This window comes from Halocatena marina (assembly GCF_023276375.1).
GTDB classification, from domain to species: domain Archaea; phylum Halobacteriota; class Halobacteria; order Halobacteriales; family Haloarculaceae; genus Halocatena; species Halocatena marina.
In genome coordinates, this window is the sequence record NZ_JALLPK010000001.1 from 2,661,281 (window position 1) to 2,682,429 (window position 21,149).

The following is a 21,149-nucleotide window of genomic DNA, read 5'->3' on the forward strand; positions in this document are numbered from 1 at the left end:
GTTTTTAGAGACGGTGACTGTTCTAGTATACCAGCCGGGGGTAACGGTCTTGATAGATTTCAGTGTAGCCGCGATCGATCGCCGAGTCGTGTCTGTTTCGATGAGAAGTCAAGGGGGCTAAGTGGTTCCGTCGCCCGGTGTGAGATATGCAGGGAACGGGGCCGCCAGCGAAGATGGCCGCGAATCGGGACGACCTCACCCCGATGATGAGTCAGTACTTCGAGCTCTGTACCGAGTTCGACGACTCACTCGTGTTGTTTCAAGTCGGAGATTTCTACGAGACGTTCTGTGAAGCTGCAGAGATCTCCTCGCGCACGCTCGAAATCACGCTCACCAAACGCGAGGATTCCTCAGGAACGTATCCGATGGCGGGGATTCCGATCGATAATGCGGCCTCGTACATCGAAACGCTGCTCGATGCTGGCTACCGGGTTGCTATCGCTGATCAGGTACAAGATCCATCAGAGGCATCCGGTGTGGTCGACCGGGCGGTTACACGCGTCGTGACACCGGGGACGGTGCTTGAAGATGAACTGCTCGCCGCCGGAACGAACAACTACCTCGCGTGTCTGATCACTGCGGACGAGAAAAGAGCGGGCAAAAAGGGTAATACGAGTGGAAACGCCACTGCCGTCGCATTTCTCGATATCTCGACTGGCGAGTTCCGCGTTACGAGCGGTGACAGCGTGGTCATACAGGACGAACTCGATCGGCTCGCACCATCAGAGGTGATCACTGCCGACGGATCGACAGTCGGAGCTGAGTTCACCGTCGATGGGATGCAGACGTCGTTCCGAACGGAGGCGTTCGATCCTGATGTGGCCCGTGAACGCGTTGCATCGTACGTCTCCAATCCCGAAGCGGTGCTCGAATCAGAGATCGAAATCCGCGCTTGTGGTGCCCTGCTCGCGTACGCAGAGTACACCCAAGGAGTCGATGCGGGTGGGATCGACTACATCGCCCGGATCACACGCTACTCTCCTCGGGAGTCGATGCGTCTCGATGCGACTGCGCTTCGATCGCTCGAGATTTTCGAGAACCGAGACGGCGGCGATGAGCACACGCTACTGGGCGTTCTCGATCAAACATCGTGTGCGCTCGGACGGCGGACGCTCACTCACTGGCTGCGCCGACCGCTCGTCAATCAGGCGGAGATCGAGCGACGACACGACGCTGTCGAGGAGTTCGTCTCACGGTCACTCGTTCGAGAGGAGGCGCGCGATCTCCTCCGTGATGTGTACGACATCGAGCGGCTCATCACTCGTGTTTCGCGTGGTCGGGCGAACGCCCGTGATCTCCGCTCGCTCAAAGAGACACTCGATGTCGTTCCCGAACTGAAAGCGGCGCTTGCGAGCATCGAGTGTGCCCCACTCACAGAACGACGCGAGATGCTAGACGAACTCGCCGACATCCGCGGACTCATCGGTCGGGCTATCCAGGCCGAGCCTCCCATCGAAGTGACCGAAGGAGGTGTCATTCAGGAGGGATACGACGACGATCTCGACGCGTTACGTGCGACCGAACGCGACGGACGCGAGTGGGTGGCCGATCTCGAAGCGCACGAGCGCGAACGTACCGGAATCGGTTCGCTGAACGTCGGCTACAACGAGGTCCACGGCTACTACATTGAGGTCACAAATCCCAATCTCGACCGGGTTCCCGACGACTACACGCGCAGGCAGACCCTAAAGAACTCAGAGCGCTTCTACACGCCAGATCTCAAACGACGCGAGGACGAAATCCTTGGGGCAGCCGAGCGTGCTGACGAACGAGAGTACCAGCTCTTCACCGAGGTTCGTGATGAGGTCGCTGCTGCAGCAGAGCGCGTCCAGCAGGTCGCGTCGGTGCTCGCAGATCTCGATGTGCTCGCAACGCTTGCACATATCGCTGCAGAGCGCGATTACACGCGACCGACACTGGGCGGGACAGGAATACACATTGACGCCGGTCGTCACCCTGTCGTCGAAACGACCGAGGAGATGTTCGTTCCCAACGACACCGATCTCACCGACGAGCGTCTCGCCGTCATTACCGGCCCGAACATGAGCGGAAAATCAACGTACATGCGTCAGGCCGCTCTCATCGTTCTTCTCGCACAGATCGGGAGCTTTGTCCCTGCCGACGCGGCCACCCTTCCAGTCGTTGACCGTGTCTTCACCCGCGTCGGTGCGAGCGATGACATCGCGGGGGGACGCTCGACGTTCATGCGCGAAATGGCAGAGCTATCCGAGATACTCCACAATGCGACCGATCGATCACTTGTCTTGCTCGACGAGGTCGGTCGGGGAACGAGCACAGCCGACGGGCGCGCCATCGCGTGGGCAGTCACGGAGTTCATCCACGACGAGATCGGTGCAACGACGCTGTTTGCAACCCACTATCACGAGCTGACGGCTATCGCAGACAGTCGATCGGACATACTGAACCTCCATTTCACCGTCGATCGGAGCAACGGAGAAATGACGTTTCTCCACACCGTCGTTGGAGGGGCGTCCTCGGCCTCCTACGGCGTCGACGTTGCACAACTCGCGGGCGTTCCTGTCCCGGTCATCGAGCGATCGCGTGCGCTGCTTGAGGACGGGCTCCCGAGCACAACAAAGCCAGACGAGCAGACGAACGGCCACTCAACGGCTGACAGCGATTCGTCGATGACTTCTGCGTCGGTCGCTCACTCTCCGCCGTCATCTACTCACGAGAATGGCCGCGGTAGTGATTTCTTGCTCGATCTCGAAGAGACTATTCGAGATCTCTCGATCGCAGATATGACACCACTCGAAGCCCTCACGACGCTCAACGACATCCAGCAACGGATTGATGACCGCGAGCGACGGAGCGATGACCGTTAGAACGCTCGATACCGAAACAATCGAACGCATTGCCGCGGGCGAAGTCGTTACTCGTCCGGCGAGTGCTGTGGCCGAACTCATCGAGAATGCGCTCGATGCGGGTGCAACTCGGATCGAGATCACTGCAGAGAACGGTGGACTCGACCGAATCCGTGTCGAGGACGACGGACACGGTATGAACGAAGCAGACGCTACGCTCGCCGTCCAGCACCACACGACGAGCAAGATCGAGGACGCAACGGATGTCGAACACGTCGAAACGCTCGGGTTTCGCGGTGAAGCCCTCCCGAGCATCGCAGCGGTTGCTCGCCTCGAACTGACGACGAAAACAGCTGATACGATCGCTGGAACACGTGTTACTGTCGAAGATGGTGAAACGTCGGTCGAGACTGCTGGCCGCGGTGTCGGAACGACCGTCGAGGCGAGCGATCTTTTTTCGAGTCTTCCAGTGCGACGAGAGTCGCTCGGATCGCCATCACAGGAGTTCGCGCGAATGAGCCAGCTGGTCTCACACTATGCCCTTACGCGGCCAACGGTGCGCTTTCGCCTCACGCACAACGACCGCACCGTCGTCTCAACACCCGGAACCGGGCGTACTGATGCCGTTCTCGCAGTCTACGACCGATCGACCGCCGGACAGAGCACCGAATTCGAGTTCGCGTTCGAAGCTGAGAGCGAGGCGACAGTCCACGTTCGGGGATTGCTCGTCTACCCCGCTGTGACGCGATCGAAGCCAACACACGTCTACACAGCTGTCAATGGTCGTCCGGTTGGGAACACGATGATGCGGAACGCAGCACTCGCGGGCTACGGAAGCCTCCTTCCCTCGGATCGGTATCCGATCGCCATCGTTTCGGTTTCACTCGCTCCCGAGGCCGTGGACGTGAACGTCCACCCTGCCAAGGAGACGGTTCGATTCGTTGACGACGAGTGGGTGGCGACAGCTGTCGAGCGAGGCGTCTCTGATGCGCTCTCTGGGACCGACCTCTCCCGACAGGCTGAGTTCGACTTCGATGCTCCGATCACAGAAAAAAGCAGCACGTCAGCGTTCGATGACGTATCCGTCATCGGGCAGTTTCGGGGACTGTACCTGCTCTGTGACGCTGGTGACGAGTTGCTCGTTGTCGATCAGCACGCAGCTCACGAACGTGTTAACTACGAGCGTCTTCAGGAACTCGCGGCCGATGAGATCAGTTCGGTTTCACTCGATCCGTCGCCGACGCTCTCGCTCACAGCAGCCGAAGCGGCAACGATCGAGGCACACCGCGATGCCATCGAGTCATTGGGATTCCAACTCGAAGCATTCGGAACCAATACGTACAGAGCGACAGCGATGCCGGCGCCACTCGGCCGTGTGGCCGACAGCGAAGCGGTCCACGACGTGCTCGATACGTTTCTCGCAGACGATACCCCATCCCCAACCGACCCGCGCGATGCGCTGCTCGCTGATCTCGCGTGCCATCCGTCGTTTCGAGCCGGTGATGAACTTTCGCGCTCTGAAGCGACCGCTCTCGTCGAACAGTTGGGTGCCTGTGAACAGTCGTTCTCCTGCCCGCACGGGCGTCCAACAGTACTCTCAATCGGAGAGTCGATGCTCGCGCGGAGTTTCGACCGACAGAATACACGCTTTGGATAACCGTCGTTTCCACAGGAGTGAGAGCACACGAATCCCCGTGAGTCTCTTCGTTGCAGTCGCTCTGTATGGTTTAGATATCCGATCGATTGACCCGCTGGATCGTGAGACTCGCGCTTGATTGGAGCGTCGTGTGGTCGGAAAACGCGACGGATTGGTTCTCTTCGAGTGTGCTATATCGTTCTGTTGCGCCGTCAAATCATGGCGTTGACTCCGCAATGGAGATCATCTGACCGTACTCCGAATCCCCCGAACAAACGCATTAGCCATCGAGTTTTACAGCACTGCCGGTCAGCGCCATGTGTAAGAAGACGATACCGAAGCCAATCGGAGCGAGTACAGCGATAAAAAGTCCACCCAACCCTCTTCCAACATTCAGGACACCGATGTTGTACAGTTGCCAGCCCATGAATCCGCTGAGGAGCAGACACGAAAGGGCAATGATTCCCGAAAATAGCCGCACAGAGGGAGTAAGATCGCTCACGGCCACTCGATTATGGTGTTCCTCGGAAGATCAGTTCCGTTTTCGATGTCGAGATGCCGTCCCACGATCCCAACGGATCCGAAATCGATACCAAGGACAGTGGCGGGAGTCGTTGTGAGCGACAGGTGGACGAACAGTTGAAAGACAGAGAGCGGACGCTCCAACGACCGAGAGCACCGAGTAATCGTGTACCGATGCGCTCTCGCATTCCTTATCGGTGGATCGTTACAGATTCGATCAGTACGTCGTCCACTGGTCGGTCCTGTGCAGCCGTTTCGACCGATCCAATCTCGTTGACGACATCCATTCCGTCCACGACTTCACCGAACACCGAATGCCGGCCATCAAGATGGGGCTGTGCGTCGAGTGTGATGAAAAACTGCGATCCGTTGGTGTTCGGACCGGAGTTGGCCATCGACAGTGTTCCTGGACCATCGTGAGACAGATCGTCGTGGAACTCATCGTCGAACTGATACCCGGGACCACCGCGTCCGGTGCCGGTCGGGTCCCCGCCCTGAATCATGAATCCATCAATGACGCGATGAACGAGAACGTCGTCGTACAGCGGCTCGTTCTGCTTTGTTTCGTCCGTCTCGGGATCGGTCCACTCCTTGCTCCCAGTGGCAAGTCCAATGAAGTTCTCGACGGTGCGCGGTACACGCTCTTCGAACAGTTCGACCTCGATATCACCGTGGTTCGTGTGGATCCGCGCGTTTGGATTGTCGCTCATACATTTAAATCGTCTCCTGGTAGGCTGAAAAGGGTGCCGATCAGCGGTCTGTGGTTCGATTGATGGGTTACACGGTTGATGAGCACTCAGCTCCCCGTGAGTGCTTCTTCGTATCCGTATCGCACGTTGTTGTAGAGAATGACTACGATAGCGACGAGAATTCGAATCATGATGAGCAGACTGCCGAGCTCGACGAGATTGACGACAAGATCCAGTTCGGCGATTCTGATCAGAACAATCTCAGAAGTGAGAGTGCCAGCGAACCACAACGCGAATGCGATCCAGAACGCTTCATCGCGCAAAAGGAGGGTAGTGAGTGTCGAGAGGACCATATATTTTCAATACGTGCTTTCGAATATATTTTTTCTGGGTCCGCGTGAGGTTCGTTGCGCAGTTCAGAATGCTTCGAGTGCTTCGAGCGTCTCGGCTGCGCGTCCGTCGTCGATAGCATCACGCGCCAGTGCTAACCCGTCCTCAATCGTTGCTGCGTCTTCGCGGGCGTAGATGCGGAGTGCAGCATTGAGCGCGATCGCATCAGCAAAGCTGTCCTCACGGTCACCAGTCAGAACCTCTCGGGTGATCTGTGCCGAGGCTGTGGGAACGTCCTCGACAGCGAGATCATCGCTCGTCATGTCCATCCCGTACTCTGCGGTTTCGATCTCGAAGTCATCGAGGTCGCCGTCGGTCGAAACGGCCACCTTCGTCGATCCGGGTCGGACGTCGTCGTAGCCCTCCATTCCTTGGAACATGACGACTCGTCGGATGTCATAACGTTCGCTCTCCGCGAACGTATCGATGATGCGCTTGGCGTAGGGGAGGTGATAGAAGCTCCCGAGGTGAACGGTTGCGTCTGCGGGGTTCGCGAGCGTCTCGATCGTGTTAACGAACGTCCGGACGCCCATCTGATCACGACGGTCGAAGAGATCGTGGACAGCCGGGTTGACGTTCGGTTGGTAGTAGAACCCGAATCCAATCTCGTCGGTCATAGCTGCGCTCTCCTCTGGAGCGAGATCAGTCCGAACGCCGAGTTCATCGAGCACGTGTTTGTACGCCCACGACTTTTGTGTTGGAACGTGATCGCCGCTGTGAGCGACAACGGGCGTCCCTGCGGCAGCGGCAACAACACCGGCACCGACACCGAGAAGCGCAGATCGACTCTTTCCGTCGTAGTTCGCGCCACAATCGACGGGATCACAGTCGGGGGAAGCGAACTCAACCGATTCCTCCGCCATCACGTCGATATACGCGGCGAGTTCTTCCGGTGTGTTGCGCTTCCACCGGTTCGCTAGCCAGAACGCCCCGAGTGTCGTTGGGTCTGGGGCACCCGCAAGGATGCGTTGGAACGCCTCCATTGCCTGTTCACGGGTCATATCGTCCGCGGACTTGTGTCCCGATCCGACGACCTCGGTCATGAGTCGCTTCAGCGGCCACTCACCGAATGTCTGTGCTGTCTCGACCATGTCCAGAATTCGGGCCTACCGTGCTAAAAACGTCCCGTTCGTCCCGAAACGTTGTGGATAGTCTCGGGTGCAAAGTGAGGTTACGAGCAAAATCTACGACTGTGGATCAGACGAGATCAGTGCGTTCGAACCGCCAGTAGCCCATTGCGAGCGGTACCATTGCCCAAAATAGCAGCACAAAGATTCCAAACAGTTGAACCGTTAGGTTTCCGGGATACCCGATCGATGAATCGGCCAGACTGGCGACGAACTCGCTGTTCTGTACGAAGTTATCCATCGGATTGACTCGCTGGGCGTAGAGGTACCACGTTGACCACGTGTTTGGGTCGAGTGGATCGATCCCCGCGGTTGAGGCACTTCCTGTAGATATCAGCGCCGCCAGCGGCAGCGCGACGCTTCTCCAGATTCCGAATGGACCAAGGATCATAAACAGACCCAACAGACTGGCAATTGCTTGCAACCGCGAGGTGACCGCCGCCGAGACCCCGACCGTCACCGCAGTCCACACTGTTCCATAGAATAGGACGTAACTCACCATCACGACGAACACGACGAGGGGGAGCGTCCCGTAAGCGATGGCAACGACAGCACCGAGTGCAAGCAACCCGATAGAGAGCACGGCCGCAACGAGCGCCACTCGTCCGAGTAGTTTGCCGACGATGACATCTCGCCGGACGATCGGATGACCGAACAACACTCGAAGACTTCCCGACTCGCGCTCCCCGACAACTGCTCGATATGCAGCGATTATGGTCAGCGGTGCGATGAAATTCTGGAAGACAAGCGGAAAGAACGCAATGGCGTCGGTAGCGTTGTCGAGGATCGGGCTATCCGTCAAGCCGTAGAAACTCGGAACGGTCACAACGAGTAACACCAATGTGAGACCCCAGAGGAGCTTCGAGCGGGCAGCGTCCTCGAACTCTTTTTTCGCGATAGTTAGCATCGGCGTCGCTGTCATGGTTTGCCCTCTCTCGCACCAGTTTTGTTCGTATGCTCGACGAAGATATCCTCCAGAGCGGTTCGTTCGACATCGATATCGATCACTGACGCTCCTGCTCGCTCAATCTCCGAGATGACCGTTGCCTTAATCTTAGAATTCGAACATCCGATACGGAGCGTTGTGCCGTTAATTGTTACATCAGTAACGTCATCGATACCCCTAATATTAGACGTATCAGGTACTTCGTCAACGGAGATAACAAGAGTAGATGTCGTCCCGGATGCTGCACACAGTTCATCAACTGTATCGACAGCGACGAGAGTACCTTCGTTCATGATACCGACGCGATCGCAGACTGCCTCAACCTGCTCCAAAATATGGCTGGAGAAGAATACGGTCGTGCCACGGTCTGTCTCCTCGCGGACAATCTGGCGCATCAGCCGAGCACCGTTCGGATCAAGGCCACTGGACGGCTCATCGAGGATGAGCAGATCGGGCTGGCCAACGAGTGCCATTCCCAGTGCAAGGCGCTGGCGCATTCCTTTCGAGAACTCACCGACTGTCTGATTCTCGCTGTCGGTGAGCCCGACTCGCTTCAGAACTGTGTCCGGGTCGTCGCTACTATCTTCCAATTCTACCGCGAATTGGATGTGTTTACGGGCGGTCAGCCGGTCATAGAGATGATAGCCTTCCGGAAGGATGCCGATATGCTCACGAACAAGACGTGGCTCGCTGTGAGGCTCATGCCCGAGAATCGATATCTCGCCTGAAGTGGGTCGAATAAAGTCGAGGAGCATATTGATGGTAGTAGACTTCCCTGCTCCATTCGGACCGAGAAAGCCGAATACTTCACCTTCGTTGACCTCTAGGTTCACGTCGTGGACCGCTGTCAGATCTCCAAATCGTTTCTTTAGCCGATTCGTTCTTATTACACTCATATTAACACACCTCCCGAGTGTATCGTAATGGTTTAAAATCTATCGTAAATCAAAGAATTCAATGAAGTCTGAATAGCCAAAGAGCTATCAACAGCATCCAGAGACGCTCATGTGTGCCATCCGATCGATTTCGAAATGCTACTCGTAGTCGAACAGCCGTAAGCGATACGAGAGACGGCGGAGAAGCTCAACTCGATCATGGCCGAGCTTCGACGCATCACGACGTATCCGATCAAAGCTCTCGATCCGTTCGACAGGGAAACGGGACAGATCACCGACGGGGGAGTGATCGAAGACGATCGTGAGTACGCTATCCTTGACCGATCGGCGGACGAATCCTACGACCCGGACACTGCATCCGTCTCCGGAAACGGCGATTACATCAACGGAAAGCGGACTGCTGCGGTTCACCGACTGCGTTCGACGTTCGACCCAGAAGCGCGCACTCTCATGATTCGAATTCAGGATGAGACAGACGCGCACACGTTCGATCTCGACGACAGAACGGAGCTGAATGCGTGGCTGACCGACTACTTCGGTCGACCAGTGAGTGTTCGTCGGGATGCGAGTGGCCATCACGATCTCCGCAAACGCGACATCTCGGGACCGTCGGTCATCAGCACTGCGACGCTCCGTGAAGTCGCTTCGTGGTTTCCGGAGATCGAGATAGACAGCATTCGTCGTCGGTTTCGCGCAAATCTCGAAATTGGGGGCGTCCCCCCATTCTGGGAGGACCGGCTTGTTGCCGACCACGGTGAGGCTGTTGCCTTTCGCGTCGGTGATGTGCGATTCGAAGGCGTCGAACCGTGCAAACGGTGTGTTGTTCCGCTACGCGATCCCGACACCGGAGAAAAGAACGACGACGTTCGGCAGACGTTCATAGAAAAGCGCAGAGAAACTCGGCCCGAGTGGCTTGACAGTGACCGCTTCGACAGTGATTTTCGACTGATGACAGTAACGAACATCCCGACACGTGATTGGGGGAAAACGCTGCGAGTGGGAGACTCCGTCGAGATCATCGGAACGCACTCATACTCCTCCTAAGTCGTATCCGATCGATTCACGACGGCTACAAAAGAACGACTGGGAAACGTTAAATATTTTTGACATACTCCTGCTGAGCTCCTTGATTGAAAAGCGAAATCGACCCTCAAAGGTCACAAATTGAATGAATCACTCGATCGACGGGTACTACGCGTTTTGTGCCTGCTCCTCTGGTTGTGCGCCAACCGAATCGAGTTGTTCCGTGATAAGCCCGTTCACGTGCTCAGGATTCGGCACGTTGACGAGTGTGAGATCGGTCCCGCCAGTTCCGGCCGTATCGACCCGAATGCTGCCGTACGATAGGAAGCGCTCGGGAAGTGATTGAGAATAGGAAGTGTTCTGGATTCGATCGAGTCGGATGTTGATCACATTCCGCGAGAGGATCCCCGTCTTTTTGTACACCTCCTCGCTTGTAAGCACATACTGAATGCTCTGGTGACGAAAGTACGTTATTGCGATCATCACAAAACCGATCCCCACGGGAGCGATCGAGATGATTCGTAGCACATCACTGGATAGTATGATCCCTCCAAGACCGAGTCCGATGACGATGAGTCCAGTGACGACTGTCCCCCAAGCTGACCGCAGACTCGGATGATCGCTCCAAATGAGTTGCTCGTCAGCAGTCAAGGTGACCCACGAAGGCACATCTACGTTTCCCGGCATATGCTGGGATATGTTACGCAGGAACTTGTCAGTATCCCTTAGCAGAAGACCAAGCTATGTTTTTGATCTCCTGTCGGGAAGGCTGTTTACAAAAATACTGATTGAACGCATTGTTGACAATACTATAACACAATTTCAGAAGCAATAGTGTGTCATAATATGAGCCACAGCAGCAGAGATGGGTAGACACGCCACATTCTACGAACAGATACGTTCGTCTGAAACCGACAGACGGTAAACGCCGACCGTACTACGAATAACAATGAGCGTACTGGAGGATGATTGGCGAAAGACCCTCGACGAGGTCGACGCCGAACTCATCGATGGGTTCCAGAGCGGTATCCCAGTCGAGCGTCGACCGTTTCGTGCGGTCGGGGCTGCGCTCGGCGTGACCGAAGCCGAGGCGTTGTCTCGGATTGAACGCCTCCGTAATCAAGGCATTTTTCGTCGATTTGGTGCGGTGTTGAATCCTCCGGTTATCGGAAGTTCGACGCTCGCAGCGGTGAAAGCCCCCGAAGAACAGTTCGACGAAATTGCTGTGGCGATCAACGACTACCAGCAGGTGAACCACAACTACCGACGAGACCACGAGTGGAATATGTGGTTCGTTGTTACCGCAGGGACTCGCAAGACACGCGATCGTATCCTCGGAGAGATCGAACAGCTAACAGGCAGCGTGCTCAATCTCCCGATGCTGACCGATTACTACATTAATCTCGAATTTCCCGTTGTAAACTCAGATCGGTTCGCACGCGAGAACCACACGGAGACGACAGTAGACGCCACACGAATCAGTGAAGCGGCGACTGCAGATCTCTCAGATCTCGATCGGCGGCTCCTGCTCGCAATACAAGACGGACTCCCGCTTTCTTTGACACCGTATCAAGACGTCGCAAACGCGATCAATGCAGACACCGAGACAGTCACAACCGCCATCGATCGTCTGCTCGATAGGGGCTGTATCAAGCGCATTGGCTGTGTCGTCAATCACGTCGTCACCGGTTTCGATAACAACTGTATGGTCGTCTGGGATATACCTGAAACAGAACTCGATGCCCGCGGCGAACGCGTCGGGGAAATTCCGTACGTGACGCTGTGCTATCATCGGCCACGGCGACCAGAACTGGGTTGGTCATACACGCTCTTTACGATGATTCACGGGCGAGATGCCGATGCTGTCGATGAGACCGTTGACGAGCTTGCACGCGAACATCTCCCCTATCCACACGAGCGTCTCTACTCGACTGAAACGCTGAAACAAACCGGCGCGCGCTACGAAGATCTCGTCAGCACGTAAATTCTCAAAAAGACACGCTTCTCAGATAGAGACGGATTGAAAGTAAGAGACGCCCATAAGCCGTGTCGTATCGCGCTGTACTATTGTTTTACGTGCCTCATCGCCCGATAATGACGAGCATCGGACCGACAAAGACGAGCCCAATACCAACGAACTTGTAGGTGACGTCGTTACCCATCAAGCTGAGCGGCAAGCTCATAAAGAGGAGACCGAATGTGACGACGTGAAGTCCAGTGATGGTCTTGCTCCGGAGCGGAAGGGTACCGAGCAGTCCGAGTACGAACACGAGCACAAGCACCTGACCGATATTGTACTGGAGCAGGAAATTGTCGATTACCTGTAGTGGGAGCGCGAACATCCTTACATCCCATTCACGACGGTGCGGATTTCAAGGTTCCGTTACTCGGCGCAAGAATGAGATACCAACGCACACTCACACGTTAGTACCGACTTGAGAAATCGATCGGTCGTAGCAACAGATACCACAGCGCGAATATTGTGAGTCCGTACCCGAAAATCCACATGAGTTCTCCGGATCCGGGCGGTCCGATTCGATCGAGCAGGTACACCATCAAGCCCGACATGACGATCCCGATCGCAGCGATGGCTCCACCGACCACGAACATCCTCGAAAGACCACCCGATTCATCAGTAGTGGTTTCAGAGTCAGTATCACCAGTAGTGTCGATATCGGAGCCTGTGTCTGCACTATCGTCGAGATCGACAGTAGTGTCGGTGTCCATGTCCCTGTCCCCGTTCGATTGTCCCATATTCGCCGTTCACTCTCCGGGAGTGTGAACCCCTCGGTTGGAGATCGTTCTGTATCGGCCAGTTCTTCGAGAAGAGCGCCTACATCGTCCAGTTTAGACGCTTCCTCACTCGTTACCGTCCAGAATACCAGTGTGGTTGTACTGTCTTCTGTTGCGAGTGAAGCAGTAACGCTTTCACACAACAAGTCGTGTTAATTTCATGCCTTCGTCACGGGAAGCAGCATTCGATAGACGGACATGGTCGCCAGTGTGGGCGGGCTATGCGGCCTGTGCGTGGATGCTCGTGTTCGCCGCGATGAGCTTCTACTGGGCACTCGGCGGAACCGCCGGTCTTCAGACAGTCTCACTCGGGCAGGAGCGTGCAGGCGAGTCGTGGTTTACGTTGGTTCTTTGGCTCACCGGTCTTCTGAAAGTCATCGGCGGTCTGCTCGCGCTCGCGCTTGTTCGGCCGTGGGGGCAGCGAGTTCCTCGCATGCTGTTGCTCACTGCCGCGTGGGGGGTGAGCGCCCTGTTGCTTCTCCACGGTGTCGATTTCGTGATTCAGGGCGCGCTGACGAAGACTGGCGTCATCAGCGTCCCTACACTCACGGCGTGGACAGCGGTTCATTGGCAGACGTTCGTGTGGGGACCGTGGTTTGTACTCGGTGGGATCGCCTTCTGTGTGGCGAGTTGGAACTATCAGCGTCGGGCGTCTACGTGGCGTGCTGAGACGACGTGAGATCGGATTCGGTCTTCGGGATGTGAGCAAATGCTGCTCCAGCGAACGCAGCGACGGTAACGACGAGTGAAACCGGGACGAACAGCCCCAGCAAGGAGACAAGTGGGAAGAAAACAGTTTCCACACCGAGCGCTCCACCACTGAACAGCTCATAGAGTACTGTCACTCCATAGGCAATAACGAAAGGAATCAGCGTCCCAGCAGCAACTGCACCGAGAAACCGCTGATACTCACGTCTAAGCGCTATTCGTTGTCCAACGTAATAGCCGAATCCGACCGCGAGGACCATCATGAAGAGCAGTCCGATAACCTTCGTTCCGTTGGTGTACACCAGGGCTGTCTGTCCCAATGTGCCGAACGTCGGAAGCCAACTTGGAGAACCGTTACCAATCCATCTGTTCATGAAAATTTGTGGAACGTACTGAACGACGAGACTGAGGACTCCGATTACACTTGCGAGGACAGCGATACGTTTGTTATTCACACATGAGATAACTTCTATTTTATCATAAGTCTTGTTGAAAATGGCAGCGTCGCTGTCTGTAGCTATCAGTGGCGGATAGTGGCATCCAACCGGTGCTGCTGTCCACGGCGGTTTCAACGGTGCTGTTCATACACTCAGCGTCATCATCAGATTCGAGCAGCTGTGGGAATACGAGCACGCTTAAGCCGCTCTGTCTACACGTTCAGATATACAACACAATGCAACCACGGGAGCTCTCTGCCCACAGCGTATACCGGGCCGGACGTGGAATCGAGGAAGTCGCCCGCGAGCTTGGGATGGATCCCGACGAGCTAATTAAGCTCTCCTCGAACGAGAATCCACTCGGGCCGAGTCCGGCAGCGACTGATGCAATTCACGAATGCGCAGATCACGTCCACACCTACCCGAAAACTGCCCATTCTGACCTCATTGAGGCAATTGCTCGGGAGTGGGATGTCGAACCGAGACAGGTGTGGCTCGCCAACGGCGGGGATGGTGCGCTCGATTATCTCGCCCGCGCGTTTTTGGAACCGGGAGATCAGGTACTCGTTTCCGATCCCGGTTTCGCCTACTACGCGATGAGTGCCCGCTATCACCACGGCACTGTCGCAACGTACCCACTCCGGAAGAGTGATGACTTCGAACAGACCGCAGAGAACATTCTTGAGAGCTACGACGGCGATCGGATCGTCTGCGTTACCAGTCCGCACAACCCTTCGGGACGTGAACTTCCACGCGAGGAACTGCTCACGCTCGCTGATCGAACCGACGATTCGACGCTTGTCCTCGTCGATGAGGCGTACGGCGAGTTCTCCGACTCACCGAGCGCGATCGAGCTGCTTTCAGAGCGCGATGACATTGCTGTGCTCCGCACATTTTCGAAAGCGTACGGGCTAGCAGGACTACGGCTGGGCTATCTGGTCGCGCCCACGTCGTGGACAGATGCCTACGCTCGCGTGAACACGCCGTTTGCGGCGAGCGAGATCGCCTGCCGGGCCGGGAAAGCAGCGCTCGGTGACGACGCACACCTCGAAGAAACTAGTAAGTTGGTTGCGTGGTCGCGTGCGTACATGCACGAGCAGATTGACGCACGCACGTGGCCGAGTGCGGGTAATTTCATTCTCGTCGAAGTAGGTGATGCGGATGCGGTTGCAACAGCGAGTCAGGAACACGGTGTGATTATTCGTGATTGTACGAGCTTTGGACTCCCCGAGTGCGTTCGGATCACGTGTGGGACACGAGAACAGACAAAACGCGCTGTCGAAGTTATAAACGAATGCATATGAGAGTCGCTGTCACCGGCACCCCAGGAACGGGAAAGACGACGGCGACAGAACGGCTTACAGGAGAGACAGTCATCCACCTCAACGATGTGATCCGCGAGGAAGGCTTGTATACGGAGCGGGACAGCGAACGAGACAGCCTTGTCGCCGATTTCGATGGGATCGAAGACTGGCTCGACGAACAGACGACGAGCCCGTTGGTCGTCGAATCGCACCTCGCTCACCACTTCGATGCTGACCGCGTCGTCGTCTTGCGCTGTCATCCCGAAATAATGCAAGAACGACTCCAAGAGCGTGGAGAACCCGACGCGAAGGCACACGAAAACGCGGAGGCAGAGGCACTCGATGTGATTCTCGCAGAGACGGTCGATCAGCACGGTGAGGATCACACCTACGAAATCGACACGACAGATCAGAACCCAGCAGCCGTCGCCCACGAGATCAAACATGTTATTTTGGGTGAGCGCGAACCGAGCGTCGGAGAGGTGAACTTCGTCGATTTCCTATGACGCTCGATCGTTTTCGACCCATTGCGGCGCGCGTTCTGAATCCCTTCGTCGACCTCTCGGTCCGTGCGGGACTGACGCCGAACACGGTGAGTATCGCTGCGGTCGGACTCGCGGTCGCTGCGGGGCTCGCGTTCGCGCTTGCGGGAGATGAGCCGTCACTCTATCTCTTCGGTGCTGTACTCGTGTTCCTCAATGGCTGGTTCGATCTGCTCGATGGAGCAATCGCGCGTCGACTCGACACCACCTCATCGGCCGGTGATCTCATAGATCACGTCCTCGATCGATACGCCGATATCGTCGTCATCGTCGGACTCGCGGCGGGCGTCGAGCGCTACGGAATCGGACTCGCGGCGGTCACAGGCGTGTTGATGACCTCGTATCTCGGGACACAAGCGCAAGCAGTCGGTCTCGATCGTGTCTACGGTGGTCTCGTGGGGCGTGCAGACCGACTCGCACTCATTGGAATCGGTGGCGTCCTCGCCGCATTCGTTCACGGTCGTGTTTATGGGATAACCATTATTGGCTGGCTGCTCGTTCTGTTTGCCATCGTTGGCCACCTGACAGCAATACAACGGTTCTACCACGCACTGCGCGCGCTCGATACGAACTGACAAGACGCGAAAACTGCAAGGCGTGTGGCGATATTTCGATGTATCGATGCAGTAGGCGGCGTATCATTTATACCCCCCCGTGGCAAAGCTTTGGTCATGCCTCAATGTGAGATGTGCGGTAAGGAGGTTCCCTCCCTGAAGGCAGTACGTATCGAGGGAGCGGAGATCGATGTTTGTGATGAGTGTGCGGATTTTGGAACTGAGATCCGTACAGAGTCACCCTCTAGCACGTCCACGAAGTACTCGACAGGTAGTAGTTCGGAAGGCTCAACATCCTCGGGGAGTTCTTCATCTTCATCTTCCGCTTCCACATCAAGCGGATCACGGCGTGATATGTTCGATGAGATGGAGGAAATTGCACAGGACTATCACGAACGCATTCGGAGCGCTCGTGAAGCATCCGGCCTCTCGCAAGAGGAGTTGGCCAAGCAGCTCAACGAGAAAGCGAGTCTGATTCGAAAACTTGAGCATGGTGATGTCCTTCCGAGCGACAACATACAGACGAAGCTCGAACGGAAGCTTGACATCTCGCTCGCTGAATCCGCCGACATGGACGACAGCGAGTGGGAGGGTGGCTCATCGACAGGGAGCTACACGCTCGGAGACGTGGTCCGGCGAAAAGACTGAGCGAGGGTGAAAAGCTATATCAGCTTCGGTGTGGGCCTTTCAGTATGTTCGTTGTCGTCAATCTCAAATCCTATGCGTGCGATCCGGTCGAGATCGCGTCCGCCGCAGCCGACGTAGCCGACGACGTGGATGCACGCATTGCAGTCGCTCCACAGACCGCGCATATCGAGCGGGTTGCATCGACAGGCGTTGAAACATGGGCACAGCACGTTGATTCCATCGAACACGGTAGCCACACGGGACAGTCGCTCGCCGAATCCGTCGCGGACGCGGGTGCGGTTGGGACGTTGCTCAACCACTCCGAGCGACGGCTGAAGCTTGCGGATATCGATGGTGGAATCCACGCGGCCAAGCGAGCTGGTCTCGAAACGGTCGTGTGCGCGAATAATCCGGCACAGATTGGAGCTGTCACAGCGCTCTCACCAGAGATGGTTGCTGTCGAACCACCGGAACTCATCGGAACGGGCACACCAGTCAGCCACGCTGATCCAGACATTGTCAGTGAAGCGGTACGCACGGCGAACGGCGTCGACGAGTCGGTACCAGTCCTCTGTGGTGCAGGTATCTCGACTGGCGACGATGTCGATGCGGCTGTCGAACTCGGAAGCGAAGGCGTACTGCTCGCCAGCGGTGTCGCAAAGGTGGATGACCCACGCGCAGTGCTCACGGATCTCGTAACGAACGAGTAACCACTCATATATTCGAGCCGACAGGCTCTTTTGGGGTTCGTTCTAATGGGTAGATAATGCGTATTCGTGACTGGCAGGACATACTGACCGACGTCGTGGAGTCGAGCGCGACCCCCGACGACTGGCGCGCTGTGGCGGGCAATCGTCAGCGCGGTGTTGGCGAGGATATGTACCTTGGCCATCCCGATGCGGGAGTCTTCCATCTCAAGACGTACGCGAAAAATCCATTCGAAGTCAAGGGTGTCGGTGGACGAGTCGCCCGGCGAATCGATGATGATCTCGATCCACTCTTTCCGACCACGGATACTGGGCGGTTCGGTGTTCAATCACCTATTGAGGACGAATCACAGGCCGAACAGACGGCCACCGAGCTCGAAGAGGTGATCAAGACCCACGCCGACGCGCCGACAACGCCTGATGCGCTGTTCGAAGACGTGATGGGCGCATTAGACAGTCCTGCCTACGGGCCGATAGAGTACGACCAGTACGACCGACCGGAACAGCTCGACGAACTCGGACACACGTTCGAAGAGGCAGAAGAGCTCCTCGAACGCGACTTCAAGGACATCATCGGCGATGATGGCGTCGATCGCGGCTTCCAATAATATCGCGAGAGAGCTAGTAGAGAGGGCACAACGCTGTGTATTCCGGTGACAGCCGCGTACCGTGAAGTCTTTTATTGGAGTAGGTAAGCCTATCAATCAGCCGAGTGTCTATTCGACATGGACGCTGAGGAAACCGTCCGTTCGTACTACGAAACCCTTCGCCGCGGCGAGTCACTGCCCCCTTACTTCGCCGAAACCGAAGCTATCGTTAAATTCGGCATCTCAGAGCGTCTCACAGGATTTGAAGAAGTTGCAGCGGGACTCAAAGAGCAGACTCGGACGACCAACAACTGGCAGATCGATAGCAAAGCCCTCCACGTGGTCGAGCGCGAGGCGTACGCGTGGTTTTCTGATGATGTCTTCATGGCGTGGACAGACACTGATCGACAGATCCGCTATGAGTTCGACAGTCGCTGGAGCGGAACACTCGAACGACACAATGATGCGTGGCACTTCGTCGAGATGCACGTCAGTACCCCGAGGGACCTCTGATGGTCAGTCCAACCAGCGATGCTGGCCATTTTGGTTCCCGGCTGAAGCTCTTTTTCGTCGTCCTCGTCGGCGTCTCTGCCGGGCTCATCACCCGTGTTGGGGATGCGACACTCCTCGAAAGCGCGCTGGTCGTCGTTTTGGGACTCGGAGTTGGAGTGGTCCTCGTCTGGATCGTCTTTCCGGGGAATAAGAATGGAAACGATCGGACGAGTGGAAGATGATGAGAATCTATCCCGAGACACAGCCTTCGGTTATATTTCTATTCTACACGAACCATTTGACCCAAAATGATTGTACTTTGGCATAGATAATAGACTATATGATTATATCATCTGAAAATGGAATATGCCCTCTAGTCATGCGATTCGCACTGCAGCAATAGCCGATACGGAGACAATGTTAGTCATTCACGTTGCTGCTATCATCGCTCACGGACCGTCTGAATACTCAGACAAACAGGTGGCAGCGTGGGCAGCGAAGACAGATGGAACTGATAGATATGTGAATGCCATTGAGGAATCTTCGACGGAACTCGTCGTCGCAGAGTCTGACGATCGAGTGGTTGGCTTTGGTGAACTTGACGTGGAAACTGGTGAGATCGAGGCACTTTTCGTAGATCCGCAGCGAGATGGGGAAGGTATCGGTTCATCGATCCTGAGTCACTTCGAGCAGCGACTTCGGAGCTATGGTTTCGAAGTGGCTCGGTTGCGTGCCGTACTCAATGCGACCGGATTCTACAAAAAGCATGGATACGATGCAATCGAGAGGGTGACTACACAGACAACCAACGACATTGACGTGGATTTTATCTGGATGGAGAAGTTGCTCTAACGCATACTCACTGACCCACCCCAACAGTCGATTTGACGACAAGTTCTTGCTGAGAGAATTGAAGATCGGTAGACGGTAGCCTCGTCTGTTTAATGTCTGCACTCATATGAGGACATAGATGTCAAATTTCCGAGGATGTCGTTCTTGGAGTCTCAACGTCCCGCGATCTTTACGACGCCTTTATGTTGTGAACTACCTCAAGCCGGTCGACGATTCTGGCTGTCGGTTCAATCGCCTGTTCGATGAGCGCGGCATTCTTGTACGCTTGGGGGGCTTCGTCCAGCGTCTCTCCGTTCACGGAGGTCGAGAAGATGTCTGACATCTGCTCGCGGAACGTATCGAGATCGAGTTCTCGGAACGCTTTCCGTCGGCTCATCACTCGTCCTGCTCCGTGGGGGGCTGAGAAGTTCCATTCAGGATTGGACTTACCTTCACAGATGAGCGTTCCATCGCGCATATTGAATGGAACGATGATCCGCTCGTCCTCGTAGGCGCGGGTCGCCCCTTTCCGAATCACCAGATCTCTGAAATCGATGTAGTTGTGGACGGATTCGATTTCATCGTTTGGCTCAGTCCCGAGGAGAGAGCAGATCTCACGAGCCATCTCTCGTCTGTTTTCCGAGGCGTACTGCTGTGCGAAGATCATATCGATGAAATAGCCGTGTGCTTCTTCGCCTTCGAGATAATCGAGGGTCTCGTTCCGATCTCGATCCGTGAGTCGCTCGTTCAGTTCGTCGATACGGCGTCCGATCTCTTCACCGTCGTACTCCTCGCGGATGCGTTCGATTTCGGCTTCGACGTCGACACCGCGCGTGTCCATGTGTTCGGTGGCGCGTTCTTGCCAGTAGTTAGCGGTGTTGTACCCGAGACCACGGCTCCCGCTATGAACAACGAGCCAGAGGTCGCCTGTCCGCTCGCTCCGCCCAAACTCGATGAAGTGATTGCCGCCGCCGAGCGTTCCAATGCTGTTGATTGCTCGTTTCTCACTAACGCCAACGCGCCGACAGAGATCGGTGAAATACTCCGTGTCGTAGCCATCGAACGCGATCTCCCGACCGTATCGCTGCTCGAAGCGTTCGACCGTCTCGGTCGCTCTGTCCCACGGAAATTCCGTGATACTGTACTCGCTGTTCGACCGGACTGACGAGCCCATCGGCACACGAGAACGAATCGCTTCGTCCAGTTCAGTGCCGGAAAGCGAAATGTCGGAACCGATGTTCACCGCGAAGAGTCCACAGCCGATATCGACACCGATGGTGTTCGGAACGACGCGGTCGCCGAGCGCCATCGTGAATCCGATAACGCTGCCTTTTCCCCAGTGAGCGTCGCTCATCACCCGAACCGAATTTTGGAACGCAGGGTGATCGACGAGTGTCTGAAGCTGCTCGTGGGCTGACTCCCCGAGCTGGTCCGCTTCGAGAAACACACGGGCCGTCGTGTGTTCGCCCTCGATATCAATCATACGGGGGGTACAAGACGGGCGGCCTAAACG

At 56.1% G+C, this 21,149-nt stretch carries 25 protein-coding genes; 14 read left to right on the forward strand and 11 right to left on the reverse strand.

The annotated features are described in order from the left end of the window. Window positions 1–146 precede the first annotated feature (146 nt). Window positions 147–2,846: a DNA mismatch repair protein MutS gene (mutS, locus tag MW898_RS12270; RefSeq protein WP_248907649.1), complete on the forward strand. Its 2,700-nt coding sequence runs from the start codon at window positions 147–149 to the stop codon at window positions 2,844–2,846. After that, window positions 2,815–4,482 carry a DNA mismatch repair endonuclease MutL gene (mutL, locus tag MW898_RS12275; RefSeq protein WP_248907651.1) on the forward strand — a complete coding sequence of 556 codons (1,668 nt, stop codon included), beginning with the start codon at window positions 2,815–2,817 and terminating at the stop codon, window positions 4,480–4,482. The genes mutS and mutL overlap by 32 nt, the downstream gene beginning before the upstream one ends. Before the next feature lie 259 nt (window positions 4,483–4,741). Here the strand turns inward: mutL and MW898_RS12280 are convergent, their stop codons facing one another. From MW898_RS12280 to MW898_RS12305, 6 genes are all read right to left on the reverse strand, one after another. After that, entirely contained in the window at window positions 4,742–4,963 is a 222-nt protein-coding gene (locus MW898_RS12280) for a hypothetical protein (RefSeq protein ID WP_248907653.1), read from the reverse strand. Between the two features lie 211 nt (window positions 4,964–5,174). Then, window positions 5,175–5,693, reverse strand: a complete 519-nt coding sequence (locus tag MW898_RS12285; RefSeq protein WP_248907654.1) for a peptidylprolyl isomerase — start codon at window positions 5,691–5,693, stop codon at window positions 5,175–5,177. 86 nt (window positions 5,694–5,779) lie between these two features. Next, on the reverse strand, window positions 5,780–6,025 hold the full coding sequence (locus MW898_RS12290) for a hypothetical protein (protein WP_248907656.1): 246 nt from the start codon (window positions 6,023–6,025) through the stop codon (window positions 5,780–5,782). Window positions 6,026–6,088: 63 nt separating this feature from the next. Next, a complete protein-coding gene (locus MW898_RS12295) occupies window positions 6,089–7,153 on the reverse strand; it encodes an anthranilate phosphoribosyltransferase (RefSeq protein WP_248907658.1) in 1,065 nt (354 codons plus the stop codon). 106 nt (window positions 7,154–7,259) lie between these two features. Beyond that, window positions 7,260–8,111, reverse strand: a complete 852-nt coding sequence (locus MW898_RS12300; RefSeq protein ID WP_248907660.1) for an ABC transporter permease — start codon at window positions 8,109–8,111, stop codon at window positions 7,260–7,262. Then, entirely contained in the window at window positions 8,108–9,031 is a 924-nt protein-coding gene (locus MW898_RS12305; protein WP_248907662.1) for an ABC transporter ATP-binding protein, read from the reverse strand. The genes MW898_RS12300 and MW898_RS12305 overlap by 4 nt, the downstream gene beginning before the upstream one ends. A 198-nt stretch (window positions 9,032–9,229) precedes the next feature. On the opposite strand from MW898_RS12305, the gene MW898_RS12310 reads away from it, so the two are divergent. Then, window positions 9,230–10,075 carry an MOSC domain-containing protein gene (locus MW898_RS12310; RefSeq protein WP_248907664.1) on the forward strand — a complete coding sequence of 282 codons (846 nt, stop codon included), beginning with the start codon at window positions 9,230–9,232 and terminating at the stop codon, window positions 10,073–10,075. A 147-nt stretch (window positions 10,076–10,222) separates the two neighbouring features. Here the strand turns inward: MW898_RS12310 and MW898_RS12315 are convergent, their stop codons facing one another. After that, the gene (locus MW898_RS12315) at window positions 10,223–10,741 is read right to left on the reverse strand and encodes a PH domain-containing protein (protein WP_248907666.1); all 519 of its coding nucleotides are present in this window, start codon (window positions 10,739–10,741) and stop codon (window positions 10,223–10,225) included. Between the two features lie 262 nt (window positions 10,742–11,003). Here MW898_RS12315 and ahbB point away from each other — a divergent pair, with 262 nt between their 5' ends. Then, the gene (gene ahbB / locus MW898_RS12320) at window positions 11,004–12,038 is read left to right on the forward strand and encodes a siroheme decarboxylase subunit beta (RefSeq protein ID WP_248907668.1); all 1,035 of its coding nucleotides are present in this window, start codon (window positions 11,004–11,006) and stop codon (window positions 12,036–12,038) included. A gap of 97 nt (window positions 12,039–12,135) precedes the next feature. On the opposite strand, the gene MW898_RS12325 is transcribed toward ahbB, so the two are convergent. Together MW898_RS12325 and MW898_RS12330 are read right to left on the reverse strand one after the other, a co-directional pair. Then, window positions 12,136–12,396 (reverse strand): DUF8006 family protein, encoded by a 261-nt coding sequence (locus MW898_RS12325; RefSeq protein WP_248907669.1) that lies wholly within the window; start codon window positions 12,394–12,396, stop codon window positions 12,136–12,138. An 82-nt stretch (window positions 12,397–12,478) separates the two neighbouring features. Next, window positions 12,479–12,808: a DUF7996 family protein gene (locus MW898_RS12330; RefSeq protein WP_248907671.1), complete on the reverse strand. Its 330-nt coding sequence runs from the start codon at window positions 12,806–12,808 to the stop codon at window positions 12,479–12,481. 199 nt (window positions 12,809–13,007) lie between these two features. Between MW898_RS12330 and MW898_RS12335 the strand changes: the two genes are divergently transcribed. Then, window positions 13,008–13,526, forward strand: a complete 519-nt coding sequence (locus MW898_RS12335) for a DUF3995 domain-containing protein (protein ID WP_248907673.1) — start codon at window positions 13,008–13,010, stop codon at window positions 13,524–13,526. Here the strand turns inward: MW898_RS12335 and MW898_RS12340 are convergent. Beyond that, window positions 13,501–14,010: a hypothetical protein gene (locus MW898_RS12340; RefSeq protein ID WP_248907674.1), complete on the reverse strand. Its 510-nt coding sequence runs from the start codon at window positions 14,008–14,010 to the stop codon at window positions 13,501–13,503. The genes MW898_RS12335 and MW898_RS12340 overlap by 26 nt on opposite strands. Before the next feature lie 218 nt (window positions 14,011–14,228). Between MW898_RS12340 and hisC the strand changes: the two genes are divergently transcribed. The 9 genes from hisC (at window position 14,229) to MW898_RS12385 (ending at window position 19,657) form a co-directional block, all read left to right on the forward strand. Continuing rightward, window positions 14,229–15,296, forward strand: a complete 1,068-nt coding sequence (gene hisC / locus MW898_RS12345) for a histidinol-phosphate transaminase (RefSeq protein ID WP_248907676.1) — start codon at window positions 14,229–14,231, stop codon at window positions 15,294–15,296. Further along, on the forward strand, window positions 15,293–15,802 hold the full coding sequence (locus MW898_RS12350) for an adenylate kinase family protein (protein WP_248909765.1): 510 nt from the start codon (window positions 15,293–15,295) through the stop codon (window positions 15,800–15,802). Before hisC ends, MW898_RS12350 begins: the two co-directional genes overlap by 4 nt. Continuing rightward, entirely contained in the window at window positions 15,799–16,413 is a 615-nt protein-coding gene (locus tag MW898_RS12355; RefSeq protein WP_248907684.1) for a CDP-alcohol phosphatidyltransferase family protein, read from the forward strand. The genes MW898_RS12350 and MW898_RS12355 overlap by 4 nt, the downstream gene beginning before the upstream one ends. A gap of 96 nt (window positions 16,414–16,509) precedes the next feature. Beyond that, window positions 16,510–17,040: a multiprotein bridging factor aMBF1 gene (locus MW898_RS12360; protein ID WP_248907693.1), complete on the forward strand. Its 531-nt coding sequence runs from the start codon at window positions 16,510–16,512 to the stop codon at window positions 17,038–17,040. A gap of 44 nt (window positions 17,041–17,084) precedes the next feature. Continuing rightward, a complete protein-coding gene (gene tpiA, locus MW898_RS12365) occupies window positions 17,085–17,729 on the forward strand; it encodes a triose-phosphate isomerase (RefSeq protein WP_248907695.1) in 645 nt (214 codons plus the stop codon). 56 nt (window positions 17,730–17,785) lie between these two features. Beyond that, entirely contained in the window at window positions 17,786–18,334 is a 549-nt protein-coding gene (locus MW898_RS12370) for a hypothetical protein (protein WP_248907704.1), read from the forward strand. Between the two features lie 117 nt (window positions 18,335–18,451). Next, window positions 18,452–18,826: a nuclear transport factor 2 family protein gene (locus MW898_RS12375; RefSeq protein ID WP_248907706.1), complete on the forward strand. Its 375-nt coding sequence runs from the start codon at window positions 18,452–18,454 to the stop codon at window positions 18,824–18,826. Then, entirely contained in the window at window positions 18,826–19,047 is a 222-nt protein-coding gene (locus MW898_RS12380) for a DUF8527 family protein (protein ID WP_248907708.1), read from the forward strand. The genes MW898_RS12375 and MW898_RS12380 overlap by 1 nt, the downstream gene beginning before the upstream one ends. A 124-nt stretch (window positions 19,048–19,171) precedes the next feature. Continuing rightward, window positions 19,172–19,657 carry a GNAT family N-acetyltransferase gene (locus MW898_RS12385; RefSeq protein ID WP_248907710.1) on the forward strand — a complete coding sequence of 162 codons (486 nt, stop codon included), beginning with the start codon at window positions 19,172–19,174 and terminating at the stop codon, window positions 19,655–19,657. A 169-nt stretch (window positions 19,658–19,826) separates the two neighbouring features. Here MW898_RS12385 and MW898_RS12390 read toward each other — a convergent pair whose 3' ends face one another. After that, entirely contained in the window at window positions 19,827–21,119 is a 1,293-nt protein-coding gene (locus tag MW898_RS12390) for an RtcB family protein (protein ID WP_248907712.1), read from the reverse strand. Between the last annotated feature and the right edge of the window lie 30 nt (window positions 21,120–21,149).

Bases quoted from the DNA above. Each gene is read 5' to 3' on its own strand.
- mutS (WP_248907649.1), top strand. From the start codon at position 147: ATGCAGGGAACGGGGCCGCCAGCGAAGATGGCCGCGAATCGGGACGAC.
- mutL (WP_248907651.1), top strand. From the start codon at position 2,815: ATGACCGCGAGCGACGGAGCGATGACCGTTAGAACGCTCGATACCGAA.
- MW898_RS12285 (WP_248907654.1), bottom strand. From the start codon at position 5,693: ATGAGCGACAATCCAAACGCGCGGATCCACACGAACCACGGTGATATC.
- MW898_RS12290 (WP_248907656.1), bottom strand. From the start codon at position 6,025: ATGGTCCTCTCGACACTCACTACCCTCCTTTTGCGCGATGAAGCGTTC.
- MW898_RS12295 (WP_248907658.1), bottom strand. From the start codon at position 7,153: ATGGTCGAGACAGCACAGACATTCGGTGAGTGGCCGCTGAAGCGACTC.
- MW898_RS12300 (WP_248907660.1), bottom strand. From the start codon at position 8,111: ATGACAGCGACGCCGATGCTAACTATCGCGAAAAAAGAGTTCGAGGAC.
- MW898_RS12305 (WP_248907662.1), bottom strand. From the start codon at position 9,031: ATGAGTGTAATAAGAACGAATCGGCTAAAGAAACGATTTGGAGATCTG.
- MW898_RS12310 (WP_248907664.1), top strand. From the start codon at position 9,230: ATGGCCGAGCTTCGACGCATCACGACGTATCCGATCAAAGCTCTCGAT.
- MW898_RS12315 (WP_248907666.1), bottom strand. From the start codon at position 10,741: ATGCCGGGAAACGTAGATGTGCCTTCGTGGGTCACCTTGACTGCTGAC.
- ahbB (WP_248907668.1), top strand. From the start codon at position 11,004: ATGAGCGTACTGGAGGATGATTGGCGAAAGACCCTCGACGAGGTCGAC.
- MW898_RS12325 (WP_248907669.1), bottom strand. From the start codon at position 12,396: ATGTTCGCGCTCCCACTACAGGTAATCGACAATTTCCTGCTCCAGTAC.
- MW898_RS12330 (WP_248907671.1), bottom strand. From the start codon at position 12,808: ATGGGACAATCGAACGGGGACAGGGACATGGACACCGACACTACTGTC.
- MW898_RS12335 (WP_248907673.1), top strand. From the start codon at position 13,008: ATGCCTTCGTCACGGGAAGCAGCATTCGATAGACGGACATGGTCGCCA.
- hisC (WP_248907676.1), top strand. From the start codon at position 14,229: ATGCAACCACGGGAGCTCTCTGCCCACAGCGTATACCGGGCCGGACGT.
- MW898_RS12350 (WP_248909765.1), top strand. From the start codon at position 15,293: ATGAGAGTCGCTGTCACCGGCACCCCAGGAACGGGAAAGACGACGGCG.
- MW898_RS12355 (WP_248907684.1), top strand. From the start codon at position 15,799: ATGACGCTCGATCGTTTTCGACCCATTGCGGCGCGCGTTCTGAATCCC.
- MW898_RS12360 (WP_248907693.1), top strand. From the start codon at position 16,510: ATGCCTCAATGTGAGATGTGCGGTAAGGAGGTTCCCTCCCTGAAGGCA.
- tpiA (WP_248907695.1), top strand. From the start codon at position 17,085: ATGTTCGTTGTCGTCAATCTCAAATCCTATGCGTGCGATCCGGTCGAG.
- MW898_RS12370 (WP_248907704.1), top strand. From the start codon at position 17,786: ATGCGTATTCGTGACTGGCAGGACATACTGACCGACGTCGTGGAGTCG.
- MW898_RS12375 (WP_248907706.1), top strand. From the start codon at position 18,452: ATGGACGCTGAGGAAACCGTCCGTTCGTACTACGAAACCCTTCGCCGC.
- MW898_RS12380 (WP_248907708.1), top strand. From the start codon at position 18,826: ATGGTCAGTCCAACCAGCGATGCTGGCCATTTTGGTTCCCGGCTGAAG.
- MW898_RS12385 (WP_248907710.1), top strand. From the start codon at position 19,172: ATGCCCTCTAGTCATGCGATTCGCACTGCAGCAATAGCCGATACGGAG.
- MW898_RS12390 (WP_248907712.1), bottom strand. From the start codon at position 21,119: ATGATTGATATCGAGGGCGAACACACGACGGCCCGTGTGTTTCTCGAA.